Genomic DNA, 20,735 nt, shown 5'->3' with positions numbered 1-20,735 from the left:
TAGGAGTCTGGACCCATGTCGTTTACCCGTAGACAAGTACTCGGCGGCATCGCCGGCCTGGCCGTGCTCGGCCTGGGCGCCGGTGGCGCGCGCATCTGGCTGGCGCGCCCGGAAGTCGCCGCCGAGCACGATTACGAACTGATCGCCGCGCCGCTCGACCTGGAGCTGGTGCCCGGCCACAAGACCCCCGGCCTTGGCTATGGCGGCCAGGCTCCCGGCGTGGAAATCCGCGCGCGCCAGGGCGACTGGCTGCGGGTGCGCTTCACCAACAAGCTGGACGAGCCGACCACCATCCACTGGCACGGCATCCGCCTGCCCATCGAGATGGACGGCGTGCCCTACATCTCGCAGCCGCCGGTGCAGCCGGGCGAGAGCTTCGTCTACCAGTTCAAGACGCCGGACGCCGGCAGCTACTGGTATCACCCGCACCTGATGAGCAGCGAGCAGCTGGGCCGTGGCCTGGTCGGGCCGCTGATCATCGACGAGCGCGAGCCGAGCGAGTTCACCAGCGAGAAGATCCTCAACCTGAAGACCTGGCACGTGGACGAAGAGGGCAACTTCACCGCCTTCAGCGTTCCCCGCGAGGCCGCGCGCGAGGGCACCCGCGGGCGCCTGTCGACCATCAATGGCGAACGCACGCCGGTGATCGAGCTGCCGGCCGGCGAGATCGTCCGGGTGCGCATCCTCAACGTCGACAACACCGTGACCTACCGCCTCAACCTGCCGGACGCCGAGGCGAAGATCTACGCCATCGATGGCCATCCGGTGGAGCCGCGCGACTTCGGCAGGGGCCCCAACGACCAGTACTGGATCGGTCCGGGCATGCGCCTGGAGCTGGGCATCCGTGGCCCGGCGGAAGGCACGGAGCTCTCGCTGCGCAATGGTCCGGTACGCCTGGCGACCATCCGTGGCGTGGCCAACCCGAAAGCGCCGACCGCCAAGTGGCCGGCCCCGCTGCCGCGCAACCCGGTGGCCGAGCCGGACCTGAAGAACGCCGAGACCATCAACTTCAAGTTCGAGTGGGTCGGCGCCATGTCCGATTACTCCAAGGGCCAGTCGGCGCCTTCGCTGTGGCAGATCAACGGCGTGGCCTGGCAGGGTGGCGAGGAGCACAAGCACAACTCGCCGCCGCTGGCGAAGCTCAAGGAAGGCAACAGCTATATCTTCGTGCTGCGCAACATGACCCAGTACCAGCACCCGATCCACCTGCATGGCATGGCTTTCAAGGTGCTGGACTCCGATCGTCGGGAGATCATCCCGTATTTCACCGATACCTACCTGCTGGGCAAGAATGAGACGGCACGCGTGGCGCTGGTGGCGGATAACCCCGGCCTGTGGATGTTCCACTGCCACGTGATCGATCACATGGAGACCGGGCTGATGGGAACCATCGCGGTGGGCGAGGCATGGTGCGGCTGACCAACAGCAAGGGGCACCCGACGGTGAAGGGGCTGGCGCCGGTCATCGACCGCAGCCGGGACATCCCCTTCATGCGCGAGGCCCTGGCGCTGGCCGAGCAGGGCGCGGCGCTGGGCGAAGTGCCGGTGGGCGCCGTGCTGGTGCTGGACGGGCAGGTCATCGGTCGCGGCTTCAACCAACCGATCACTTCCCACGATCCCAGTGCCCATGCCGAGATGGTCGCCATCCGCGAAGCTGCCGCTGCCGCGCAGAACTACCGCCTGCCCGGCAGTACGCTCTACGTGACCCTCGAACCCTGCAGCATGTGCGCCGGCCTGCTGGTGCACTCGCGCATTCAGCGCGTGGTGTTCGGTGCCACCGAGCCGAAGTCCGGCGTGGTGGTCAGTCGGGGTAACTTCTTCGAGCAGGACTTCCTGAACCACCGGGTGCTGGTGGAAGGCGGAGTGCTGGGGGAGGAGTGCAGCGCGATGCTCTCGGCGTTCTTCAAGGCGCGGCGTAGCAAAAGCTGAAGGTCGTAGGGGCGAGCTTGCTCGCGAACATCTCCGTGTCGCGGTACGAATGGCCAAGCGCCGGAGCTGACCTGTAGGAGCGAGCCATGCTCGCGATCGCGGGCAAGGCCCGCTTCTACAATGGAAATACCGATTTCAATCCGCGCTGGGCTCAGAGCTTCTGATCCCGCCCATCGTCATCGTCGTTGGGCTTGGTCTTGTTCACGCCCGGCAGGTGCAGGCCGCTTTCGGCGAGCTGGCCGCCTTCCATCTGTGGCTGGGTCACCCAGGTGAGAATGTCGTAGTAGCGGCGCACGTTCTGCACGAAGTGCACGGTCTCCCCGCCGCGCGCGTAGCCGTAGCGCGTCTTGCGGTAGTACTGCTTCTGCGCCAGGCGCGGCAGCATCTTCTTTACGTCGAGCCACTTGTTCGGGTTCAGGCCTTCCTGCTCGGCCATCTTGCGAGCGTCGTCCAGGTGGGCGCCGCCGATGTTGTAGGCAGCCAGGGCGAACCACATGCGGTCCGGGTCCTTGATGCTGTCGGGCAGTTCGTCCTTGATCTGCACGTAGTACTTGCTGCCGCCCTGGATGCTCTGCTTCGGGTCCAGGCGGTTGGCCACACCCATGGCCTGGGCGGTGCGGTTGGTCAGCATCATCAGGCCGCGCACGCCGGTCTTGGAGGTCGCGTCGGGCTGCCACATGGATTCCTGGTAGCCGATGGCGGCCAGCAGGCGCCAGTCGGCCTCGAGCTTGGTGCCGCTCTGGCGGAAGTGCGGTTCGTACTTGGGCAGGCGCTGCTGCAGGTGCTGGGCGAAGGTGTAGGCACCGACATAGCCCAGGACGTCCACGTGGCCGTAGTAACGGTCCTTCAGGCGTTGCAGCAGGCCGTCCTGCTTGGCCTTGTCGAGGAAGGCGTTGACCTTCTCGATCAGGCTGTTGTCATCGCCGGCCGGCAGCGCCCAGGCCAGGCCCTTGGCATCGCCGAGGTCGAAGGCGACGCGCACATTGGGGAAGTACACCTGGTTCATCGCCAGTTCGTTGGAATCCACCAGCGTCAGGTCGATCTCGCCGACGTCAACCATGCGCAGCAGGTCGACCATCTCGTCGGCGTCGGATTCGCGGTATTCCAGCTTGGGGTACTGCTTCTTCAGTTCGGCCAGCTGCGAGGCATGGCTGCTGCCTTTCAACACGACGATGCGCTTGCCTACCAGGTCGTCGGGGCGGGTAGGACGCTGCGCGCCGTTGCGGTAGACGACCTGTGGGGTGACGTCGAGGTAGGAGTGCGAGTAGCGCACCTGGGTATCGCGCTCGCCGCCCGGCGTCAGGCCGGCGGCCGCCAGGTTCGGTCCGCCGTCGCGGCCGATGCGGTCATAGAGGTCGTCGATGTTGTCGGCGGTTTCGATCTGCAGCTGCACGCCCAGGCTGTCGGCGAAGCGCTTGGCCAGCTCGTACTCGAAGCCGGTATCGCCGTTGCGGTCCTGGAAGTAGGTGGCCGGACTGTTGCGGGTGATCACGCGCAGCACGCCGTCCTTCTGCACGCGCTCAAGGGCCGTCGGGGCTTTCGCCTCGCTACAGCCGGAAAGCAGCAGAAAGATACAGGTCGCCAAGATCCAGGCGGTGCAGCGCACACGGGACACAGTCAGGGCAAGCATCAGGGCAGTATACGCAAAGGCCGTTGTGCGCCATATCTCGACAGCTCGAAGCTTCTCTGCTAGCTGGGGCACCGTTCGTCGGCATTTTTCAAGCTGAAGGCCGCAGGGCCGGGATTTTTCCTAGGCCGCTCGAAGGCCTTCGAAGATGAATGGCGATTTCCGCCGGAGCAGCGGCAAGGAAGGTACTTGAAAGCTGCCGCCGGGCTGCGCTTTACGGTAGAATGCACGGCCTCTGTGGGCCGGCCCGTCCGGCCCCACACACTTCCCCGTCTCCAGAGGCTGTTCCGACAATGCTGATCCTGCGCGGTGCTCCCGCCCTTTCCGCTTTCCGCCACGGCAAACTGCTCGACCTGCTGACCCAGCATGTGCCCGCCGTCACCGGGCTGTATGCCGAGTTTGCGCACTTCGCCGAGGTCACCGGAGCCCTCAACGCCGAGGAAGAACAAGTCCTGGCGCGCCTGCTGAAATACGGTCCGAGCGTTCCCGTGCAGGAGCCCGCCGGCCGCCTGTTCCTGGTTCTCCCGCGCTTCGGCACCATCTCGCCCTGGTCGAGCAAGGCCTCTGACATCGCCCGCAACTGCGGCCTGGCGAAGATCGAGCGCCTTGAGCGCGGCATCGCCTACTACGTCACCGGCGAGCTGAGCGAGGCCGACGCGCAAGCCGTCGCCGCCCGCCTGCACGACCGCATGACCCAGCTGGTGCTGAACCAACTGGAAGAGGCTTCGGCCCTGTTCAGCCACGCCCAGCCCAAGCCGCTGACCGTGATCGACATCCTCGCCGGCGGTCGCGCCGCGCTGGAGAAGGCCAACCTCGAGCTGGGCCTGGCCCTGGCCGACGACGAGATCGACTACCTGGTGAAGAGCTTCGTCGAGATGGGCCGCAACCCGCACGACGTCGAGCTGATGATGTTCGCCCAGGCCAACTCTGAACATTGCCGCCACAAGATCTTCAACGCCAGTTGGGACATCGACGGCCAGTCTCAGGACAAGAGCCTGTTCGGCATGATCAAGAACACCTATGAAATGCACCGCGAAGGCGTGCTGTCCGCTTACAAGGACAACGCCGCGGTCATGAAGGGCTATGTCGCCGGCCGCTTCTACCCGAACGCCGAGACCCGCCAGTACGGCGCCAGCGAAGAGCCGGTGCACATCCTGATGAAGGTGGAGACCCACAACCACCCGACCGCCATCGCTCCCTTCCCCGGCGCCTCCACCGGCTCCGGCGGCGAGATCCGCGACGAAGGCGCAACCGGTCGTGGCGCCAAGCCCAAGGCCGGCCTGGTCGGCTTCACCGTCTCCAACCTGAACATCCCCGGTTTCGAGCAGCCCTGGGAAGTGCCCTACGGCAAGCCCGAGCGCATCGTCACCCCGCTGGACATCATGATCGAAGGCCCGCTGGGCGGCGCCGCGTTCAACAACGAATTCGGCCGCCCGAACCTGGCCGGCTACTTCCGTACCTTCGAGCAGGCCATCGCCACCCCGCGTGGTGAGGAAGTCCGCGGTTACCACAAGCCGATCATGATCGCCGGCGGCCTGGGCAACATCCGCGAAGACCACGTGCAGAAGGGCGAGATCTCGGTCGGCGCCAAGCTGATCGTGCTCGGCGGCCCGGCCATGCTGATCGGCCTGGGCGGCGGCGCCGCTTCCTCCATGGCCACCGGCGCTTCCGCCGCTGACCTGGACTTCGCTTCGGTGCAGCGCGAGAACCCGGAAATGGAGCGCCGTTGCCAGGAGGTCATCGACCGCTGCTGGCAGATGGGCGAGAACAACCCGATCAAGTTCATCCACGACGTGGGCGCGGGCGGCATCTCCAACGCCCTGCCGGAACTGATCAACGACGGCGGCCGTGGCGGCCGCTTCGAACTGCGCAACGTGCCCAATGACGAGCCGGGCATGAGCCCGCTGGAAATCTGGTGCAACGAGTCGCAGGAACGCTACGTGATGTCGGTGGATGCCGCCGACTTCGAGACCTTCAAGGCCATCTGCGAGCGCGAGCGCTGCCCGTTCGCCGTGGTCGGCGAAGCCACCGAAGAGCTGCAGCTGACCGTCGCTGACAGCCACTTCGGCAACAAGCCGGTGGACATGCCGCTCGAAGTGCTGCTCGGCAAGCCGCCGCGCATGCACCGTTCGGTCACCCGCGAAGCCGAGCTGGGCGATGACTTCGCCGCCGCCGGCCTGGACTTCACCGAGTCCACCGAGCGCGTGCTGCGTCACCCGGCCGTGGCCAGCAAGAACTTCCTGATCACCATCGGCGACCGCACCATCACCGGCCTGGTTGCCCGCGACCAACTGGTCGGCCCGTGGCAGGTCCCGGTGGCCGATTGCGCCGTCACCGCCACCAGCTTCGACGTCTACACCGGCGAAGCCATGGCCATGGGCGAGCGTACCCCGCTGGCCGTGATCGACGCCCCGGCCTCCGGCCGCATGGCGATCGGCGAGACCATCACCAACCTGGCCGCCGCGAGCATCGACAAGATTTCCGAGATCAAGCTCTCCGCCAACTGGATGGCCGCTGCCGGCCACCCGGGCGAGGACGCGCGCCTGTACGACACCGTCAAGGCGGTCGGCATGGAGCTGTGCCCGGCGCTGGGCATCACCATCCCGGTGGGCAAGGACTCCATGTCCATGAAGACCCGCTGGCAGGATGGCGACGCCGAGAAGAGCGTCACCTCGCCGATGTCGCTGATCATCTCCGGCTTCGCCCCGGTCAATGACGTGCGCAAGACCCTGACCCCGCAGCTGCGTCTGGACAAGGGCGAGAGCGACCTGATCGTCATCGACCTCGGCCGCGGCAAGAACCGCATGGGTGGCTCTATCCTCGCCCAGGTCAACGGCCAGATCGGCCGCGCCGCTCCGGACGTCGACGACGCCGAAGACCTGAAAGCCTTCTTCGCCGTGATCCAGGGCCTGAACGCCGACGGCCACCTGCTGGCCTACCACGACCGTTCCGATGGCGGCCTGATGGCCACCGTGGTCGAAATGGCCTTCGCCGGTCACTGCGGCCTGGACCTGAACCTCGACGCGCTGGCCGACAGCCGTGACGAGCTGACTGCCGCCCTGTTCAACGAAGAGCTGGGCGCGGTGATTCAGGTGCGCTCCGCCGCCACCCCGGAAGTGCTGGCCCAGTTCAGCGCCGCCGGCCTGGAAGACTGCGTCGCGGTCATCGGCCAGCCGGCCAGTGGCGCCGACATCGAGCTGTCCTTCAATGGCGAGCGCGTCTTCAATGCCCAGCGCCGCAACCTGCAGCGCATCTGGAGCGAAACCAGCTACCGCATCCAGCGCATGCGTGACAACGCCGACTGCGCCGACCAGGAATTCGACGGCCTGCTGGAAGAAGACAATCCCGGCCTGTCGGTGAAACTGAGCTTCGACGTCAACGACAACATCGCTGCGCCCTACATCAAGAAAGGCGTGCGTCCGCAGATCGCCATCCTGCGCGAGCAGGGCGTCAACGGTCAGGTGGAAATGGCCGCGGCCTTCGACCGCGCCGGCTTTGCCGCCGTCGACGTGCACATGAGCGACATCCTCTCCGGTCGCGTCAGCCTGGAGCAGTTCAAGGGCCTGGTGGCCTGCGGCGGCTTCTCCTACGGCGACGTACTGGGCGCCGGCGAAGGCTGGGCCAAGTCGATCCTGTTCAACGCCCGTGCCCGCGATGGCTTCCAGGCCTTCTTCGAGCGCAAGGACAGCTTCGCCCTCGGCGTGTGCAACGGTTGCCAGATGATGTCCAACCTGCACGAGCTGATCCCCGGCACCGAGTTCTGGCCGCACTTCGTGCGCAACCGTTCCGAGCAGTTCGAAGCGCGCGTGGCGATGGTCCAGGTACAGGAATCGCAGTCGATCTTCCTGCAGGGCATGGCCGGTTCGCGCATGCCGATCGCCATCGCCCACGGCGAAGGCCATGCGGAGTTCGAGAGCGAGGAGGCGCTGCTGGAGTCCGATCTGTCCGGCACCGTGGCCCTGCGTTTCGTCGACAACCTGGGCAAGGTCACCGAGAGCTATCCGGCCAACCCGAACGGCTCGCCGCGTGGCATCACCGGCCTGACCAGCCGTGACGGCCGTGTCACCATCATGATGCCGCACCCTGAGCGTGTGTTCCGCGCGGTGCAGAACTCCTGGCGTCCGGACGAGTGGGAAGAGGACGGCGGCTGGATGCGCATGTTCCGCAACGCCCGCGTCTGGGTCGGCTGAGTCCGGTCTGATGCGACACGGGAAAGGGGAAAGCTTCGGCTTTCCCCTTTTTCTTTGTCCGGCCATCGAGGAGGGGCGCGTTGACTGACGACGAGAGGCTTCCTGAGGTTCGCGCAGTCACGCCGGGACAGATCCTGCACCTGTGCCGCTGCGGGCAGTGCGCCAGCCTGCCGGATGCCGCGGCGAGTTGTACCGACTCGCTGGAACTGACGGTCGGGCGCGAGCGGCATCTGCTGCTGTGCTGTTGCGGACTGTCGGCGAAGTTGCCGTTCTGCGACGGCTCCCACGCCCCGGCGGCGCCAGGTCTGAAAGAGCGCTGGCGGCGCTTCACCGGTCGGTGAGCTCGAAGTCCGTCACAGATTTCGTACAAAGTCGTTCCCTGGCGAACAAGCCCGGAACCGGACGGTCGAACTACCACGATGACCTGCAAGTCATAAGAGGCAAAGTGCCACTATTTGTGGCAGGATTTGTCACCCGTGGCGCTCTTTGTCACGGCTGTGTCCCTGTTTCGATCGGAGCCTCCGATGTACAAACTGTGTTTCTACGTTCCGGAAAGCCATCTGGAACCGGTCAAGAAAGCGGTGTTCGCCGCCGGTGCAGGACGCATCGGTGCCTATGACAGCTGTTGCTGGCAGGCGCTCGGACAGGGACAGTTTCGCCCCTTGCAGGGCAGCAACCCCTACATCGGCCAGGCCGGCAGCGTCGAGCAGGTCGCCGAATGGAAGGTGGAGATGGTGGTGGCCGACGAGTTGATCCATGACTCGGTAAAGGCCCTCAAGCAGGCCCACCCGTACGAGACGCCGGCCTTCGAGGTCTGGCGGCTATCGGACATGGTCTTCTGACCCAAAAAAGGCGCCCGCAGGCGCCTTTTTTCATGCTCAGCCATCAGCCGCGCAGGCGGTCGAAAGACTGCCCCAGCGCCCCCGCACGAACCCCGACCAACAGGTGATAGACGCCTTCGGCGACCTGGCTGACGCCCTGGCAACCCAGTTCGGCGAGACGACCTCGCTGCAACTGCTCGGCGTTCTTCACCGCCACCCGCAAGCGTGTCAGCGCGACGGTCTCCACACTGCGCAGGTTGTCCTGGCCGCCCAGCGCCTGCAGCCATTCGCCAGCTTCCCGGGACGAGACGAGCTCCGCCGGCGGCGGGGCCGAATCCTCGCTGATGGATGGGGCTGCACTCTCCTGCAGGACGCCTGCCGGCAGTGCGCGACGGATCTCGTCGGCGATGCTGTCGGCTTCCGGGCCCACCACCACCTGCAGGCTGCCGGCTTTGCCGGGGCGCACCACGGCCATGGCGCCCAACGCCTTGAGCTGTGCGTCCGAGGCCTTGTTGCGGTCCGTCAGCTTCAGGCGCAGGCGGGTGGTGCAGGCATCCACCACTTCCAGGTTGGCGGCACCGCCCAGCGCTTTGATGAAGGCAGGGGCGCGCTGTTCGGAGGGGCTGGAAACCGTCTCGCCGTCGGTGTTCTCGTCGATCTCCTCGCGGCCGGGCGTCTTCAGCTGGAAGCGCCGGATGCAGAAGTCGAACACGAAGTAGTAGGCGGCGGCGTAGCACAGGCCCAGCGGCCAGAGCATCCAGCCGTTGGTGGACTTGCCCCAGCCCAGCGCCAGGTCGATGGCGCCGCCGGAGAAGGTGAAGCCCAGGCGGATGTTCAGCAGGTCGGTGATGGCCATCGACAGCCCGGTCAGCAGCGCGTGCAACAGGTACAGCAGCGGAGCCAGGAACATGAAGGCGAACTCGATGGGCTCGGTCACGCCGGTGAGGAAGGCGGTCAGCGCCATCGACAGCAGCAGGCCGCCGACCAGCTTGCGTCGCTCCGGGCGGGCGTTGCGGTACATCGCCAGGCACGCCGCCGGCAGGCCGAACATCATCACCGGGAACATGCCGGCCATGAACTGGCCGCCCTTCGGATCGCCGGCGAAGTAGCGGGCGAGGTCGCCGGTGATCTGCCGGCCGGTATCAGGGTCGGTGAAGGCGCCGAAGACGAACCACATCAGGTTGTTGAGGATGTGGTGCAGGCCGGTGACGATCAGCAGGCGGTTGAGCACGCCGAAGGCGAAGGCGCCGAGGCTGCCGCTGCCCACCAGCAGGTTGCCGAGGTCGTCGATGACCTGCTGGATGGGCGGCCAGATCAGCCCGAACAGCACGCCCAGGCCCAGTGCGGCGAGGCCGGTGACGATGGGCACGAAGCGCCGGCCGCCGAAGAACGCCAGGTACTGCGGCAGGGCGATGTCCTTGAAGCGGTTGTACAGCGCGCCGGCCACCAGGCCGCTGATGATCCCCGAGAGCACGCCCATGTTGATGCCGGGATCGATGGCGTTGAGCGTCGACATCATCACCAGGTAGCCCACGGCGCCCGCCAGGCCGGCGGTGCCGTTGTTGTCGCGGGCGAAGCCGACGGAGATGCCGATCGCGAAGATCAGCGCCAGGTTGGCGAAGATCGCATTGCCGGCATCGTGGATCAGCAGGATGTTCAGCAGGTCCGTGTCGCCCAGGCGCAGCAGCAGGCCGGCGATCGGCAGGATGGCGATCGGCAGCATCAGGGCGCGGCCCAGGCGCTGCAGGGTTTCGATGAAGCCGCCGTACAACTGCGCGAGCAGCTGGCGCGGGCCTTGTGCGGTCTGGATCAGCTCAGTGGTCATGGTGGGACTCCGATTCTTGTTCTGGGCGTCAGGGCTGCGGCCACAGGCGTGTGCAGGCTTCCCGCACGGCGCGGGCGCTGCCCAGGGCCAGCAGTTCCTGGCTGCGCTGGCGGCAGTCCTCGGCGTCGAGTTCGCGGACCCGCGCCTTGATCTCGCCGACCAGGCCGGGGCTCACCGAGAGCTCCTGCACGCCCAGGCCGATCAACACCGGCGTGGCCAGCACTTCGCTGGCGAGCGCGCCGCAGACGCCGACCCAGCGGCCATGGCGGGCGGCGCCGGCGCAGGTCTGGGCGATCAGCCGCAGCAGGGCCGGATGCAGTGCATCGATGCGCGCGGCGAGCCCGGCATGGCAGCGGTCCATGGCCAGGGTGTACTGCGAAAGGTCGTTGGTGCCGATGGAGAGGAAATCGGCGTGTTCGGCCAGTTGGTCGGCCAAAAGGGCGGCGGAGGGTACCTCGATCATCACGCCCAGTTCGGGGCGTTGCTCGATGCCCAGTTCCTGCGCCAACTGGTCCAGGCGCTGGCGGATGGCGATCAGCTCCTCCACTTCGCTGACCATGGGCAGCAGCACGCGGCAGCGGTGCAGCGGTGAGACCTGCAACAGTGCGCGCAACTGCTGGTCGAGCAGTTGCGGCAGTGCCTGGCCGAGGCGGATACCGCGCAGGCCCAGGGCCGGATTTTCCTCGGCGGGCAGCGGCAGGTAGGCGAGGTGCTTGTCGCCGCCGACGTCGATGGTGCGGATGATCACCCGCCGCTCGCCCATGGCGTCCAGCACGTCCTGGTAGGCGCGCTGCTGTTCCTGCTCGTTCGGCGCCTGCTGACGGTCGAGAAAGAGGAACTCGGTACGCAGCAGGCCGACGCCGTCTGCTCCGGCGACGAAGGCTTCGGCCGCTTCTTCCGGGTTGGCGACGTTGGCGCCGACCTCGATGGACTTGCCGTCGCGGGTCACGGCCGGTTGCTGGGCCTGCACGCGCTGGCGTTCGCGGGTCTGCTCGCGTTGTTCACGCTGGGCGGCGACCTGGGCGATCCGTTCGGCGCTGGGGCTGTATTCCAGTCGGCCATGATCGGCATCCAGCACCAGCGTTCGGCCTTCTTCCAGTTCCAGCAGTTGCGGGCCTAGGGCGACTACGCAGGGCAGACCCTTGGCGCGGGCAAGGATGGCGACATGGGAGGTGGCGCCGCCTTCGGCCATGCACAGGCCGGCAGCGCCGGCACGCACCAGCGGGCCGAGGTCGGACGGGGTGATTTCATGGGCGGCTACCAGGCTGCCGGCCGGGACCGGCTGTTCGCCCTCTTTGCCGAGGAGGACGAGCAGCACGCGCTTCTCCAGGTCACGCAGGTCGTTGGCGCGCTCGGCCAGCAGCGGGTTGCCCAGCGCCAGCAGAATGCCGCATTGCGTCTGCACGGCGCGGCTCCAGGCGTGGGCGGCGCTGATGCGCTGGTCGATCAGCAGGTCGGCGGCATCCAGCAGGCCGGGGTCTTCGAGCAGGGCGAGGTGGGCGGAGAAGATCGCTTCCTCGTCTGCGTGACCTTGTTTCCCGGCCTGTTGCAGCGTGGTGCGGACGTCATCGCGAACATGCTCCAGTGCCTGATCCAGTGCGCGGTGCTGTTCGTCCGGTCGGGAATCTCCGGTGTCCTGCGGGAGCTGGATGGTGCCCAGGCGCACCAGGGGGCCGCTGGCCAAGCCAGGGGCAGCGCAGACGCCGCCCAGCACGCCGGGTTCGTCCGCGCCCCGCGGTGCAGATACCGGGATGGCGGCGGTGGGAAGGGGATGGGGTTCGCCATCGGCGGTGCCCAGGGTTTTCAGCAGGGCGTGGAGCGCCGCTTCGCTGTCCTGGCCGCGGCAGATCACTTCCACTTCGTCCTGCTCGGCGACGCCCAGGCCCATGACCCCGACCAGGCTGTCGATGCTGGCGCTGCGCCCGCCGACATGCAGTTCGGCGCGGCAGGAGAACTCCTGGGCGGTCTTGCGCAGCAGGGCGGCGGGGCGGGCGTGGAGACCGCCGCGCAGCGCCACGCGGACGCGGCCACGGGTTTCACTGCCGCCAGCGTGTTGTTCGTTGGCCACGGGTGCCGTAGCGGTCCGGCTGAGTTGCAGCAGCGGCGCGCCGACGTCCACCGAAGTGGTGGTCAGCGGGCGCAGCTCGTAGCCTTCGCCATTGGTGACGATCAGTACGGTAATCAGGCTCCTGCTGCCGCGCGCTACCTTGTCCAGGTCGAAGCGCAGCAGCGGTTGACCTTCGCTGACCCGCTCACCTTCCCGCACCAGCGCTTCGAAACCCTCGCCCTGCAGCTGGACGGTGTCCAGGCCCAGGTGCAACAGCAGCTCGGCACCGTTGTCGGCCTTCAGGGTCACGGCATGGCGGGTACGGGCGAGGTGCATGACCACACCGGCGCAGGGCGCGTGCAGGCAGTCGTTCAGCGGGTCGATGGCGATCCCATCACCCATGGCACCGCTGGAAAACACCGGATCGGGGACCCGGCTGAGCGGCATCACGGGCCCGCTCAGGGGGGCTTTGAGGGCCAGATTGTTGTTGTTCATGGTGGCTGCGCTCAGTGGGTGCGGGTGACCTTGCTCAGGTGCCGCGGCTGGTCCGGGTTCATGCCGCGTGCTTCGGACAAGCTGGCGGCCATGACGTAGAAGCTCTGGATCGCCAGGATCGGGTCCAGCGCCGGGTGGGCGGCGGTGGCGAGCGGCAGGTCACGCCCGGCGACATCGTCCGGGGCGGCCAGCAGGACGCGCGCGCCACGCTGGCGCATGTCCTCGGCGAGGGCCAGCAGGCCGGCCTGCTCGGGACCGCGCGGGGCGAGGATGAGCAGCGGGTAGTGCTCGTCCACCAGGGCCATCGGGCCGTGGCGGACTTCGGCGCTGCTGAACGCCTCGGCCTGGATCGCCGAGGTTTCCTTGAATTTCAGCGCGGCCTCCTGGGCCACGGCGAAGCCGGTACCGCGACCGATCACCATCAGCCGCTCGCCGTCGCGCAGGGCTTCGACGGCTGGCGTCCAGTCGAGCGCCGCGGCGCGCTGGAGGTCGGCGGCAAGCCCGGCTCCCGCTTCGAGCAGCGCCTGGTCGCGCTGCCAATGGGCCAGCAGACGGGTGGACGCGCTGAGGGTGGCGATGAAGCTCTTGGTGGCGGCGACACTGCGTTCGGGGCCGGCACACAGCGGCACGGTGAACTCGGCGGCAGCTTGCAGCGGGGAGTTCTCGGCGTTCACCAGGGCAACGCTGAGGGCGCCGCGCTCGCGCAGGCGGCTCAGGGTGTCGACCAGGTCGGGGCTCTGGCCGGACTGGGAGAAGGCGAAGGCGACCTGGCCGTCCACCTGCAGCGGCGCCTGACGCAAAGTCACCACCGACATCGGCAGCGAGGCCACCGGCAGGCCGGCATGCTGCATGGTCAGGTAGGCGAAGTAGCTGGCGGCATGGTCGGAGCTGCCACGGGCGACCGTCATCGCCAGCTTCGGTGCGACAGCGCGCAGGCGCTCGCCGAGCTCCGGCAGGCTGCGGTCCAGTACGGTGAGCTGGCGCGCAACCACGTCGGCGGCGGACAGTGCTTCTTCAAGCATCAGCGAGGTCAAACTGGTCTCCTTCGACCCAGACGGTCTCAAGGGTCAGGGAACGGTCCAGGCGCACGATGTCGGCCCAGGCTCCGGGGGTGAGGCGACCACGCTCGGTCAGCCCCAGGTAATCGGCGGGGAACTGCGAGAGACGCTGGGAGGCCTCGGCGATGGGCAGGCCGATCTTCACCAGGTTGCGCAGCGCCTGATCCATGGTCAGCGTGCTGCCGGCCAGGGTGCCGTCGGGCAGGCGTACGCCGCCCAGGCACTTGGTGACGGTGTGGCTGCCCAGCTTGTATTCGCCGTCGGGCATGCCGGCGGCGGCGGTGGAGTCGGTCACGCAGTACAGGCACGGGATCGAGCGCAGGGCGACCTTGATCGCGCCGGGGTGCACGTGCAGCAGGTCGGGAATCAGCTCGGCGAACCGCGCGTGGGCCAATGCGGCGCCAACCATGCCGGGTTCGCGGTGGTGCAGGCCGGTCATGGCGTTGTACAGGTGAGTGAAGCTGGTGGCGCCAGCCTCCATGGCGGCCACGCCATCCTCGTAGCTGCCCAGCGTGTGGCCGATCTGCAGGCGCACGCCGCGCTCGACCAGTGCGCTGATCAGCGGCAGGTGGCCGGCGATTTCCGGGGCGATGGTGATGACCCGGATAGGCGCCAGGCGCAGGAACTCATCCACTTCGTCGAGCACGGCGGCATGGGCGAAGTTGGGCTGCGCACCGAGCTTGCCGGAGTTGATGAACGGGCCTTCCAGGTGCACGCCCAGCACGCGTGCGGCTTTGCCGCGCGGAGCCTGGCAGTAGTCGCCCAGCGCGCCGAGCACGCCGGCGATCTCGTCCCGCGGCGCCGTCATGGTGGTGGCGAGCAGCGAAGTGGTACCGAAGCGCAGGTGCGTGCGGGCAATGGCGGCAAAGGCGCTGGCGCCTTCCATGATGTCGTGGCCGCCGCCGCCGTGGACATGCAGGTCGATGAAGCCGGGCAGCAGGTAGGGCAGGTCGTTGTGCGAGGGATCGCCGAGCGAGCCTTCGATACGCTGGATGCGGCCTTCCTGCAGGTGCAGGTGGCCCACGATCCAGCCCTGGGGGGTGAGGATGTTGCCTTCGAGCATCGGAGTCTTCCCGGGTCAGCGCCGCAGTTCGGCGACGAAGTCGTAGTAGTCGTTGCGGCAGTAGGTGTCGGTCAGCTCGATGGCGGTGTTGTCTTCGAGGTAGCCGATACGGGTCATCAGCAGCATCGCGGTACCGGGCCGGATGCCCACCAGCGCGGCTTCCTCGGCGGATGCGTTGACCGCCTGCACGTGTTGCAGGGCGCGGACCACCGGGCGGCCGATGGCGTCCAGGTGGGCATAGAGGGAGTCGCCGACCGTCGCCGGGTCGCCGAGCAGGCGCGCCGGCAGGCTGCTCTGTTCGATGGCCATGACCACGCCGTCGGCCTTGCGCAGGCGCTTCATGCGCACGACCTTCTCGGTCGGCGACAGGCCCAGGCGGAGCACTTCTTCGTGTGTCGGCAGGCTGATCTCGCGTTCCAGCCAGGTGGAACTGGGGGTGAAGCCCTTGAGGCGGAGCATTTCGCTGAAGCTGGAGAGGCGCGACAGCGGCTGCTCAAGGCGCGGCGTGATGAAGGTGCCGGAGCCCTGGATGCGGTGCACCAGCCCCTGCTCCAGCAGGACCTCCAGCGCCTTGCGCGCGGTGACCCGTGACAGACCCAGGTATTCGCTGAGGTGGCGCTCGGAAGGCAGGGCCTCCTCGGCGCGCCAGTGGCCGGCGTGGATGGCGGTCTCCAGGCTGCGGGCCAGCTGCAGGTAGAGCGGGGTGGACAGGGTCTCGTCCGGCCGCAGTGCCTGCAGGCGTTGCTCGGCGCTGATCTGGGTGGGCTGGCGGGTCATGATCGGCTCGTTGGCGAGGTAGTGGAATTTACGCTAATACCACTTAGATACCACGTCAACGCCACCTCGCCGATCACCAGGCGTCAGCCGACGAACTGTAGCCCCCGTCGCAATCGGCGAAAAGTCTGCAGAGTGGATGGAGAAAGGCTTGCGCAGGTCGGAAGCAGTGCCGGCCGCACAACGAAAAACGCCGCCAGGGCAGGGCCGTGGCGGCGTTTCAGACGAGCACTGGTATCAGTGTGGTCGCGTCAGGGGCGGATCTCGATCAGCGTGCCGTCCTTGACCAGGCTCCAGACCTCGCGCATGTCGGCGTTGGTCATGGCGATGCAGCCATTGGTCCAGTCCAGGGTCGAGAAGTACCACTCCGGGTAGTCGTCATCCATCGGCGTGCCATGGATCATGATCATGCCGCCGGGCGACAGGCTCTTTTCCCGCGCCTTGGCCACGTCGCGGGCATTGGGGTAGGAGATGTGCATGGAGAGGTTGTACTTGTCGCTGGTCTTGCGCCAGTCGACCCAGTAGAAGCCTTCCGGCGTGCGGTTGTCGCCCTCGGCCAGCTTCGGGCCCTGCGGGCGCTTGCCCAGGGACACGCGATAGCTCTTGAGAACCTTGCCGTTGCTGATGAGGTTCAGTTTGCGCTCGGACTTGAGCACGAGAATCTTGTCGATACGACCGTCGAGCGTGGGCATCGCGTTGGCATGCGAGAACGCTGCGAAGGTCAGACAAAGTACGGCAATCAACCAGCGCATCGAGTGGTGTTCCCCGGTAGTTCCTAAAGCCTTAGAGGCGGTATATGAGCTTATTAGTTCTTTTTCTGTGCAAGCATTGGGAGAATCCCTTCATTGCGTATCGGGAAGTTCTGAACGATCCGATCCGTCAGGAAATATTCTAAGGTACGGCCCACGGTGGGGAAAGCCAGCTCGTCCCACGGAATGTCGGATTCTTCGAAGAGTTGTACCTCCAGGCTTTCCTCGCCCGCGGAGAAGTCCAGGTCGGCCAGCTCCGCGCGGAAGAAGATATAAACCTGGCTGATATGCGGCAGATCAAAGACCGTATAAAGCTGCAGGCCGTGGACGCGGGCATTGGCCTCTTCGAGGGTCTCGCGGGCGGCGGCCTGTTCCAGGGTCTCGCCGTTCTCCATGAAGCCCGCCGGCAGCGTCCAGAAGCCCTGGCGCGGCTGAATGGCGCGGCGGCAGAGGAGGATCCTGCCTTCCCAGACCGGCAGGCAGCCGGCGACGATGCGCGGGTTCTGGTAATGCACGGTCTGGCACTGGTCGCAGACGAAGCGCGGGCGGTTGTCGCCGCTGGGGATGCGCAGGCTCACGCTGGCGCCGCACTGGCTGCAGAATTTCATGCCGCTTCCTTGTTATTGAATGGAACAATCTTGCGCGCTGCGCGGTGCGCCCAGCAAGGGGCGGGGGTTGGGCAGGGGCGTCTTTCGTGCCATGATCCTTCAATTAGAAGAATCGGCCCCCGCAGGATGTTCGGCATGCTGGACCAGCTGCGCCAACGCATACAGACGCACACGCCAAGCGACCTTGAAACGGACCACAGCTTCCCGGAAGCGGCGGTCCTGCTCCCCATCACTCCCCAGGAAGAGCTCGTGCTCACCCTGCGCGCGACCGGGCTTTCGACCCATAGCGGCGAAGTCGCCTTCCCCGGTGGACGTCGCGACCCGGAGGACGTGGACCTGATCCACACCGCCCTGCGCGAGGCCCACGAGGAAATCGCCCTGCCACCGGGACTGGTGGAGGTCGTCGGGCCGTTGAGCACCCTGGTGTCGCGGCACGGTATCCTGGTCAAGCCATTCGTCGGCTTCGTCCCCGATTTCGTGGAGTACCGCCCCAACGACGGCGAGATCGACGCCGTGTTCAAGGTGCCGCTGGAGTTCTTCCGCGGCGACCCGCGGGAAACCACCCACCGCATCGATTATTTCGGCCGCAGCTGGTACGTCCCGAGCTATCTGTTCGAGGGGTACAAGATCTGGGGCCTGTCCGCGATCATGCTGGTCGAGCTGCTGAACCTGCTGTACGACGCTCGCATCGACCTGCACCAGCCGCCGTCGAAGTTCATCAAGCTGAGCTGAGAACCGATAATCAAGAGCGGCCCCCGCCTGAGGAGAAACCCATGAAGTACCGCCTGGGCTCGTCCCGAGTCGAAACCCATCCGGAAAGCTGGATCGCCCCCAACGCCATGGTGGTCGGCAAGGTGCGTCTCGATGCCGGCGCCAGCGTGTGGTTCAACGCCGTGCTGCGCGGCGACAACGAGCTGATCCACATCGGCGAGCACAGCAACGTGCAGGACGGCACCGTCATGCACACTGACATGGGCTTCCCGCTGACCCTGGGCAAAGGCGTGACCATCGGCCACAACGCCATGCTGCACGGCTGCACCGTGGGCGATTACAGCCTCATCGGCATCAACGCGGTGATCCTCAACGGCGCGAAGATCGGCAAGTACTGCATCATCGGCGCCAACGCGCTGATCCCCGAGGGCAAGGAAATTCCCGACGGCTCCCTGGTCATGGGTTCCCCCGGCAAGGTGGTGCGCGAGCTGACCGAGCCGCAAAAGAAGATGCTCGAAGCCAGCGCCGCCCATTACGTCCACAACGCGCAGCGCTACGCCCGCGACCTGGCCGAGCAGGAAGATGACTGAAGAACGCCCCGTCGCCTCGCCCTGCGTGCACGTCTGCGCGCTGGACGACGCCGACATCTGTCTGGGCTGCCAGCGCAGCGCCGCCGAAATCACCCGCTGGGGCCTGATGGACAACGCCGAGCGCCGCGAGGTGCTGAAGCGTTGCGACCAGCGCGCCCGCGAGCAGGGCGTACTGGTCTAGAACCGCCACGCCCGAACGTTTTCCCGTTTCGAACTTTCCCTTCCCGAGGTTTCCCGCAATGCCCCGTATTGGAACTCCCCTGTCGCCGAGCGCGACCCGCGTACTGCTCTGTGGCTCCGGCGAGCTGGGCAAGGAAGTGGCGATCGAGCTGCAGCGCCTGGGCTGTGAAGTGATCGCCGTCGACCGCTACGAGAACGCGCCGGCGATGCAGGTCGCGCACCGCAGCCACGTGATCAGCATGCTCGACGGTGTCGCCCTGCGCGCGGTGATCGAGCAGGAAAAGCCGCACTACATCGTGCCGGAGATCGAAGCCATCGCCACTGCGACCCTGGTCGAGCTGGAGAACGAAGGCTACACCGTCATCCCCACCGCCCGTGCCGCTCAGATGACCATGAACCGCGAGGGCATCCGCCGCCTGGCCGCCGAAGAGCTGGGTCTGCCGACCTCGCCCTACCACTTCGCCGACACCTACGAGGACTACGCCGCTGGTGTCGCCGCCGTGGGCTATCCGTGCGTGGTGAAGCCGATCATGAGCTCCTCGGGCAAGGGCCAGAGCGTGCTCAAGTCCGACGCCGACCTGAAGACCGCCTGGGATTACGCCCAGGAAGGCGGCCGCGCCGGCAAGGGCCGCGTCATCGTCGAAGGCTTCATCGACTTCGACTACGAAATCACCCTGCTGACCGTCCGCCACATCGGCGGCACCACCTTCTGCGCACCCATCGGCCACCGCCAGGTGAAGGGCGACTACCACGAGTCCTGGCAGCCCCAGGCGATGAGCCCGAAGGCGCTCGCCGAGTCCGAGCGCGTGGCCAGGTCGGTCACCGAAGCCCTCGGCGGTCGTGGCCTGTTCGGCGTCGAGCTGTTCGTGAAAGGCGATGAAGTGTGGTTCAGCGAGGTCTCGCCGCGCCCGCACGACACCGGCCTGGTCACTCTTATTTCCCAGGACCTCTCCGAGTTCGCCCTGCACGCCCGCGCCATCCTCGGCCTGCCGATCCCGGTGATCCGCCAGCTGGGCGACTCCGCCTCGGCGGTGATCCTGGTGGAAGGCAAGTCGCAGCAGGTGTCCTTCGGCAACCTCGGCGCCGCGCTGAGCGAGCCGGACACTGCGCTGCGCCTGTTCGGCAAGCCGGAAGTGGACGGCCAGCGCCGCATGGGCGTCGCCCTGGCGCGCGACGAATCGATCGACGCCGCGCGCGCCAAGGCCACTCGTTCGGCCCAGGCGGTCAAAGTCGAGCTGTGAGCCGCTGGGCGGGGCTGATGTGGTGGGCAGCGGCGTTGCCGCTGCTGCCGCTGGCCCTGCCCATGGCCGTGCGCACGCGGCGCACGGCCTTGCGCCTGGCACCCGCCGCCGGCGTCTGCGAAGGCATCGCAGGGGCGGAACTTGCCGGCGACCCCTTTCGTCTGTTGCTGCTGGGAGAATCCACCGTCGCCGGTGTTGGCGCGTCCTGCCTGGATTTCGCGTTGGCCGGCCGGCTGGCCCTGGCGCTCTCCGCTCGTCTCCAGCGGCCCGTCGCCTGGCGTGCGGTGGGGGAGAACGGCATCACCGCCGGCGAAGCCTGCGAACGCCTGCTGCCGCTGGTAGTCGCAGAGGATTACGACCTCGTGGCACTGGTCTTTGGCGTCAACGACACCACGCACTTCAGCTCCCGCCGGCGTTGGCTGGCCTCCCTCGGGCAATTGATCGAGCACTTCCGTCGCCGCGGCGCGCGGGTGGTGTGCACGGCGGTGCCGCCATTGCAGCACTTTACGGCGCTGCCCTGGTTACTGCGGCAGTTGCTGGGGTGGCGCGCGATGCTGCTGGATCGCCAGCTCAGTGCTCTGGCGCTGGCGCAGGGGGCGGGCTATTGCGGGGTGAGCCTGGAGATGCAGCCGCAGTTCCTCGCCATCGATGGCTATCACCCGTCGGCGCTGGGCTACCAGGTCTGGGGCGAGCATCTGGCGGAGTGGCTGGTTGCCCAACGCTGACCCTGTAGGAGCGGGCCACGCCCGCGAACCGCTGGCAGGGCCAGCGTTGGCGCCAGGTTCCATCATCACCGGGAACAACGGATTCCGCTGCCTTGGCAGCCGA

At 67.0% G+C, this 20,735-nt stretch carries 18 protein-coding genes; 10 read left to right on the top strand and 8 right to left on the bottom strand.

What is annotated here, in order from left to right; all coding sequences use genetic code 11:
- Window positions 1–15 precede the first annotated feature (15 nt).
- Together IB261_RS23380 and tadA are read left to right on the top strand one after the other, a co-directional pair.
- Window positions 16–1,419, top strand: a complete 1,404-nt coding sequence (locus IB261_RS23380; protein ID WP_081515930.1) for a multicopper oxidase family protein — start codon at window positions 16–18, stop codon at window positions 1,417–1,419.
- Window positions 1,407–1,928 (top strand): tRNA adenosine(34) deaminase TadA, encoded by a 522-nt coding sequence (gene tadA / locus IB261_RS23375; protein WP_151188076.1) that lies wholly within the window; start codon window positions 1,407–1,409, stop codon window positions 1,926–1,928. The genes IB261_RS23380 and tadA overlap by 13 nt, the downstream gene beginning before the upstream one ends.
- 151 nt (window positions 1,929–2,079) lie before the next feature.
- On the opposite strand, the gene mltF is transcribed toward tadA, so the two are convergent.
- Window positions 2,080–3,558, bottom strand: a complete 1,479-nt coding sequence (gene mltF / locus IB261_RS23370) for a membrane-bound lytic murein transglycosylase MltF (protein WP_138215416.1) — start codon at window positions 3,556–3,558, stop codon at window positions 2,080–2,082.
- Window positions 3,559–3,848: 290 nt separating this feature from the next.
- Here mltF and purL point away from each other — a divergent pair, with 290 nt between their 5' ends.
- From purL to IB261_RS23355, 3 genes are all read left to right on the top strand, one after another.
- Window positions 3,849–7,745: a phosphoribosylformylglycinamidine synthase gene (gene purL / locus IB261_RS23365; RefSeq protein ID WP_192381049.1), complete on the top strand. Its 3,897-nt coding sequence runs from the start codon at window positions 3,849–3,851 to the stop codon at window positions 7,743–7,745.
- Between the two features lie 80 nt (window positions 7,746–7,825).
- A complete protein-coding gene (locus IB261_RS23360; protein WP_192381050.1) occupies window positions 7,826–8,086 on the top strand; it encodes a CDGSH iron-sulfur domain-containing protein in 261 nt (86 codons plus the stop codon).
- Between the two features lie 183 nt (window positions 8,087–8,269).
- Window positions 8,270–8,587 carry a YqfO family protein gene (locus IB261_RS23355; protein ID WP_045210478.1) on the top strand — a complete coding sequence of 106 codons (318 nt, stop codon included), beginning with the start codon at window positions 8,270–8,272 and terminating at the stop codon, window positions 8,585–8,587.
- Between the two features lie 43 nt (window positions 8,588–8,630).
- On the opposite strand, the gene nagE is transcribed toward IB261_RS23355, so the two are convergent.
- From nagE to IB261_RS23320, 7 genes are all read right to left on the bottom strand, one after another.
- Window positions 8,631–10,289, bottom strand: coding sequence for an N-acetylglucosamine-specific PTS transporter subunit IIBC (nagE, locus tag IB261_RS23350; protein WP_412548375.1), 1,659 nt, complete (start codon window positions 10,287–10,289; stop codon window positions 8,631–8,633).
- Window positions 10,290–10,419: 130 nt separating this feature from the next.
- Window positions 10,420–12,933, bottom strand: a complete 2,514-nt coding sequence (ptsP, locus tag IB261_RS23345; RefSeq protein ID WP_192381051.1) for a phosphoenolpyruvate--protein phosphotransferase — start codon at window positions 12,931–12,933, stop codon at window positions 10,420–10,422.
- Between the two features lie 11 nt (window positions 12,934–12,944).
- Window positions 12,945–13,967, bottom strand: a complete 1,023-nt coding sequence (locus IB261_RS23340) for an SIS domain-containing protein (RefSeq protein WP_192381052.1) — start codon at window positions 13,965–13,967, stop codon at window positions 12,945–12,947.
- A complete protein-coding gene (nagA, locus tag IB261_RS23335) occupies window positions 13,948–15,054 on the bottom strand; it encodes an N-acetylglucosamine-6-phosphate deacetylase (protein WP_081515925.1) in 1,107 nt (368 codons plus the stop codon). Before nagA ends, IB261_RS23340 begins: the two co-directional genes overlap by 20 nt.
- Window positions 15,055–15,069: 15 nt before the next feature.
- A complete protein-coding gene (locus IB261_RS23330; protein ID WP_081515924.1) occupies window positions 15,070–15,831 on the bottom strand; it encodes a GntR family transcriptional regulator in 762 nt (253 codons plus the stop codon).
- Window positions 15,832–16,079: 248 nt separating this feature from the next.
- Window positions 16,080–16,580, bottom strand: a complete 501-nt coding sequence (locus IB261_RS23325; RefSeq protein ID WP_081515923.1) for a L,D-transpeptidase family protein — start codon at window positions 16,578–16,580, stop codon at window positions 16,080–16,082.
- Window positions 16,581–16,633: 53 nt separating this feature from the next.
- A complete protein-coding gene (locus IB261_RS23320; protein ID WP_081515922.1) occupies window positions 16,634–17,185 on the bottom strand; it encodes an NUDIX hydrolase in 552 nt (183 codons plus the stop codon).
- A gap of 135 nt (window positions 17,186–17,320) precedes the next feature.
- On the opposite strand from IB261_RS23320, the gene IB261_RS23315 reads away from it, so the two are divergent.
- From IB261_RS23315 to IB261_RS23295, 5 genes are read left to right on the top strand one after another with little or no spacing between them, the layout of a single operon-like run.
- Window positions 17,321–17,917, top strand: a complete 597-nt coding sequence (locus tag IB261_RS23315) for an NUDIX hydrolase (RefSeq protein ID WP_081516425.1) — start codon at window positions 17,321–17,323, stop codon at window positions 17,915–17,917.
- Window positions 17,918–17,958: 41 nt separating this feature from the next.
- Entirely contained in the window at window positions 17,959–18,486 is a 528-nt protein-coding gene (locus tag IB261_RS23310; protein WP_151188070.1) for a gamma carbonic anhydrase family protein, read from the top strand.
- Window positions 18,479–18,667, top strand: coding sequence for a DUF1289 domain-containing protein (locus IB261_RS23305; protein WP_081515920.1), 189 nt, complete (start codon window positions 18,479–18,481; stop codon window positions 18,665–18,667). The genes IB261_RS23310 and IB261_RS23305 overlap by 8 nt, the downstream gene beginning before the upstream one ends.
- A gap of 58 nt (window positions 18,668–18,725) precedes the next feature.
- Window positions 18,726–19,907, top strand: coding sequence for a formate-dependent phosphoribosylglycinamide formyltransferase (gene purT, locus IB261_RS23300; protein ID WP_192381053.1), 1,182 nt, complete (start codon window positions 18,726–18,728; stop codon window positions 19,905–19,907).
- The gene (locus tag IB261_RS23295; RefSeq protein ID WP_167523220.1) at window positions 19,904–20,632 is read left to right on the top strand and encodes an SGNH/GDSL hydrolase family protein; all 729 of its coding nucleotides are present in this window, start codon (window positions 19,904–19,906) and stop codon (window positions 20,630–20,632) included. Before purT ends, IB261_RS23295 begins: the two co-directional genes overlap by 4 nt.
- The last annotated feature ends 103 nt before the right edge of the window (window positions 20,633–20,735 follow it).

The sequence above is a fragment of the Pseudomonas sp. PDM20 genome (assembly GCF_014852575.3).
In the GTDB taxonomy this organism is placed as follows: domain Bacteria; phylum Pseudomonadota; class Gammaproteobacteria; order Pseudomonadales; family Pseudomonadaceae; genus Pseudomonas.
The sequence above is the reverse complement of the archived record's forward strand: the minus strand, read 5'-3'. Positions and strand labels throughout refer to the sequence as shown.

Bases quoted from the DNA above. Each gene is read 5' to 3' on its own strand.
- IB261_RS23380 (WP_081515930.1), top strand. From the start codon at position 16: ATGTCGTTTACCCGTAGACAAGTACTCGGCGGCATCGCCGGCCTGGCC.
- tadA (WP_151188076.1), top strand. From the start codon at position 1,407: ATGGTGCGGCTGACCAACAGCAAGGGGCACCCGACGGTGAAGGGGCTG.
- mltF (WP_138215416.1), bottom strand. From the start codon at position 3,558: ATGCTTGCCCTGACTGTGTCCCGTGTGCGCTGCACCGCCTGGATCTTG.
- purL (WP_192381049.1), top strand. From the start codon at position 3,849: ATGCTGATCCTGCGCGGTGCTCCCGCCCTTTCCGCTTTCCGCCACGGC.
- IB261_RS23355 (WP_045210478.1), top strand. From the start codon at position 8,270: ATGTACAAACTGTGTTTCTACGTTCCGGAAAGCCATCTGGAACCGGTC.
- nagE (WP_412548375.1), bottom strand. From the start codon at position 10,289: ATGCTGCCGATCGCCATCCTGCCGATCGCCGGCCTGCTGCTGCGCCTG.
- ptsP (WP_192381051.1), bottom strand. From the start codon at position 12,933: ATGAACAACAACAATCTGGCCCTCAAAGCCCCCCTGAGCGGGCCCGTG.
- nagA (WP_081515925.1), bottom strand. From the start codon at position 15,054: ATGCTCGAAGGCAACATCCTCACCCCCCAGGGCTGGATCGTGGGCCAC.
- IB261_RS23330 (WP_081515924.1), bottom strand. From the start codon at position 15,831: ATGACCCGCCAGCCCACCCAGATCAGCGCCGAGCAACGCCTGCAGGCA.
- IB261_RS23325 (WP_081515923.1), bottom strand. From the start codon at position 16,580: ATGCGCTGGTTGATTGCCGTACTTTGTCTGACCTTCGCAGCGTTCTCG.
- IB261_RS23320 (WP_081515922.1), bottom strand. From the start codon at position 17,185: ATGAAATTCTGCAGCCAGTGCGGCGCCAGCGTGAGCCTGCGCATCCCC.
- IB261_RS23315 (WP_081516425.1), top strand. From the start codon at position 17,321: ATGCTGGACCAGCTGCGCCAACGCATACAGACGCACACGCCAAGCGAC.
- IB261_RS23310 (WP_151188070.1), top strand. From the start codon at position 17,959: ATGAAGTACCGCCTGGGCTCGTCCCGAGTCGAAACCCATCCGGAAAGC.
- IB261_RS23305 (WP_081515920.1), top strand. From the start codon at position 18,479: ATGACTGAAGAACGCCCCGTCGCCTCGCCCTGCGTGCACGTCTGCGCG.
- purT (WP_192381053.1), top strand. From the start codon at position 18,726: ATGCCCCGTATTGGAACTCCCCTGTCGCCGAGCGCGACCCGCGTACTG.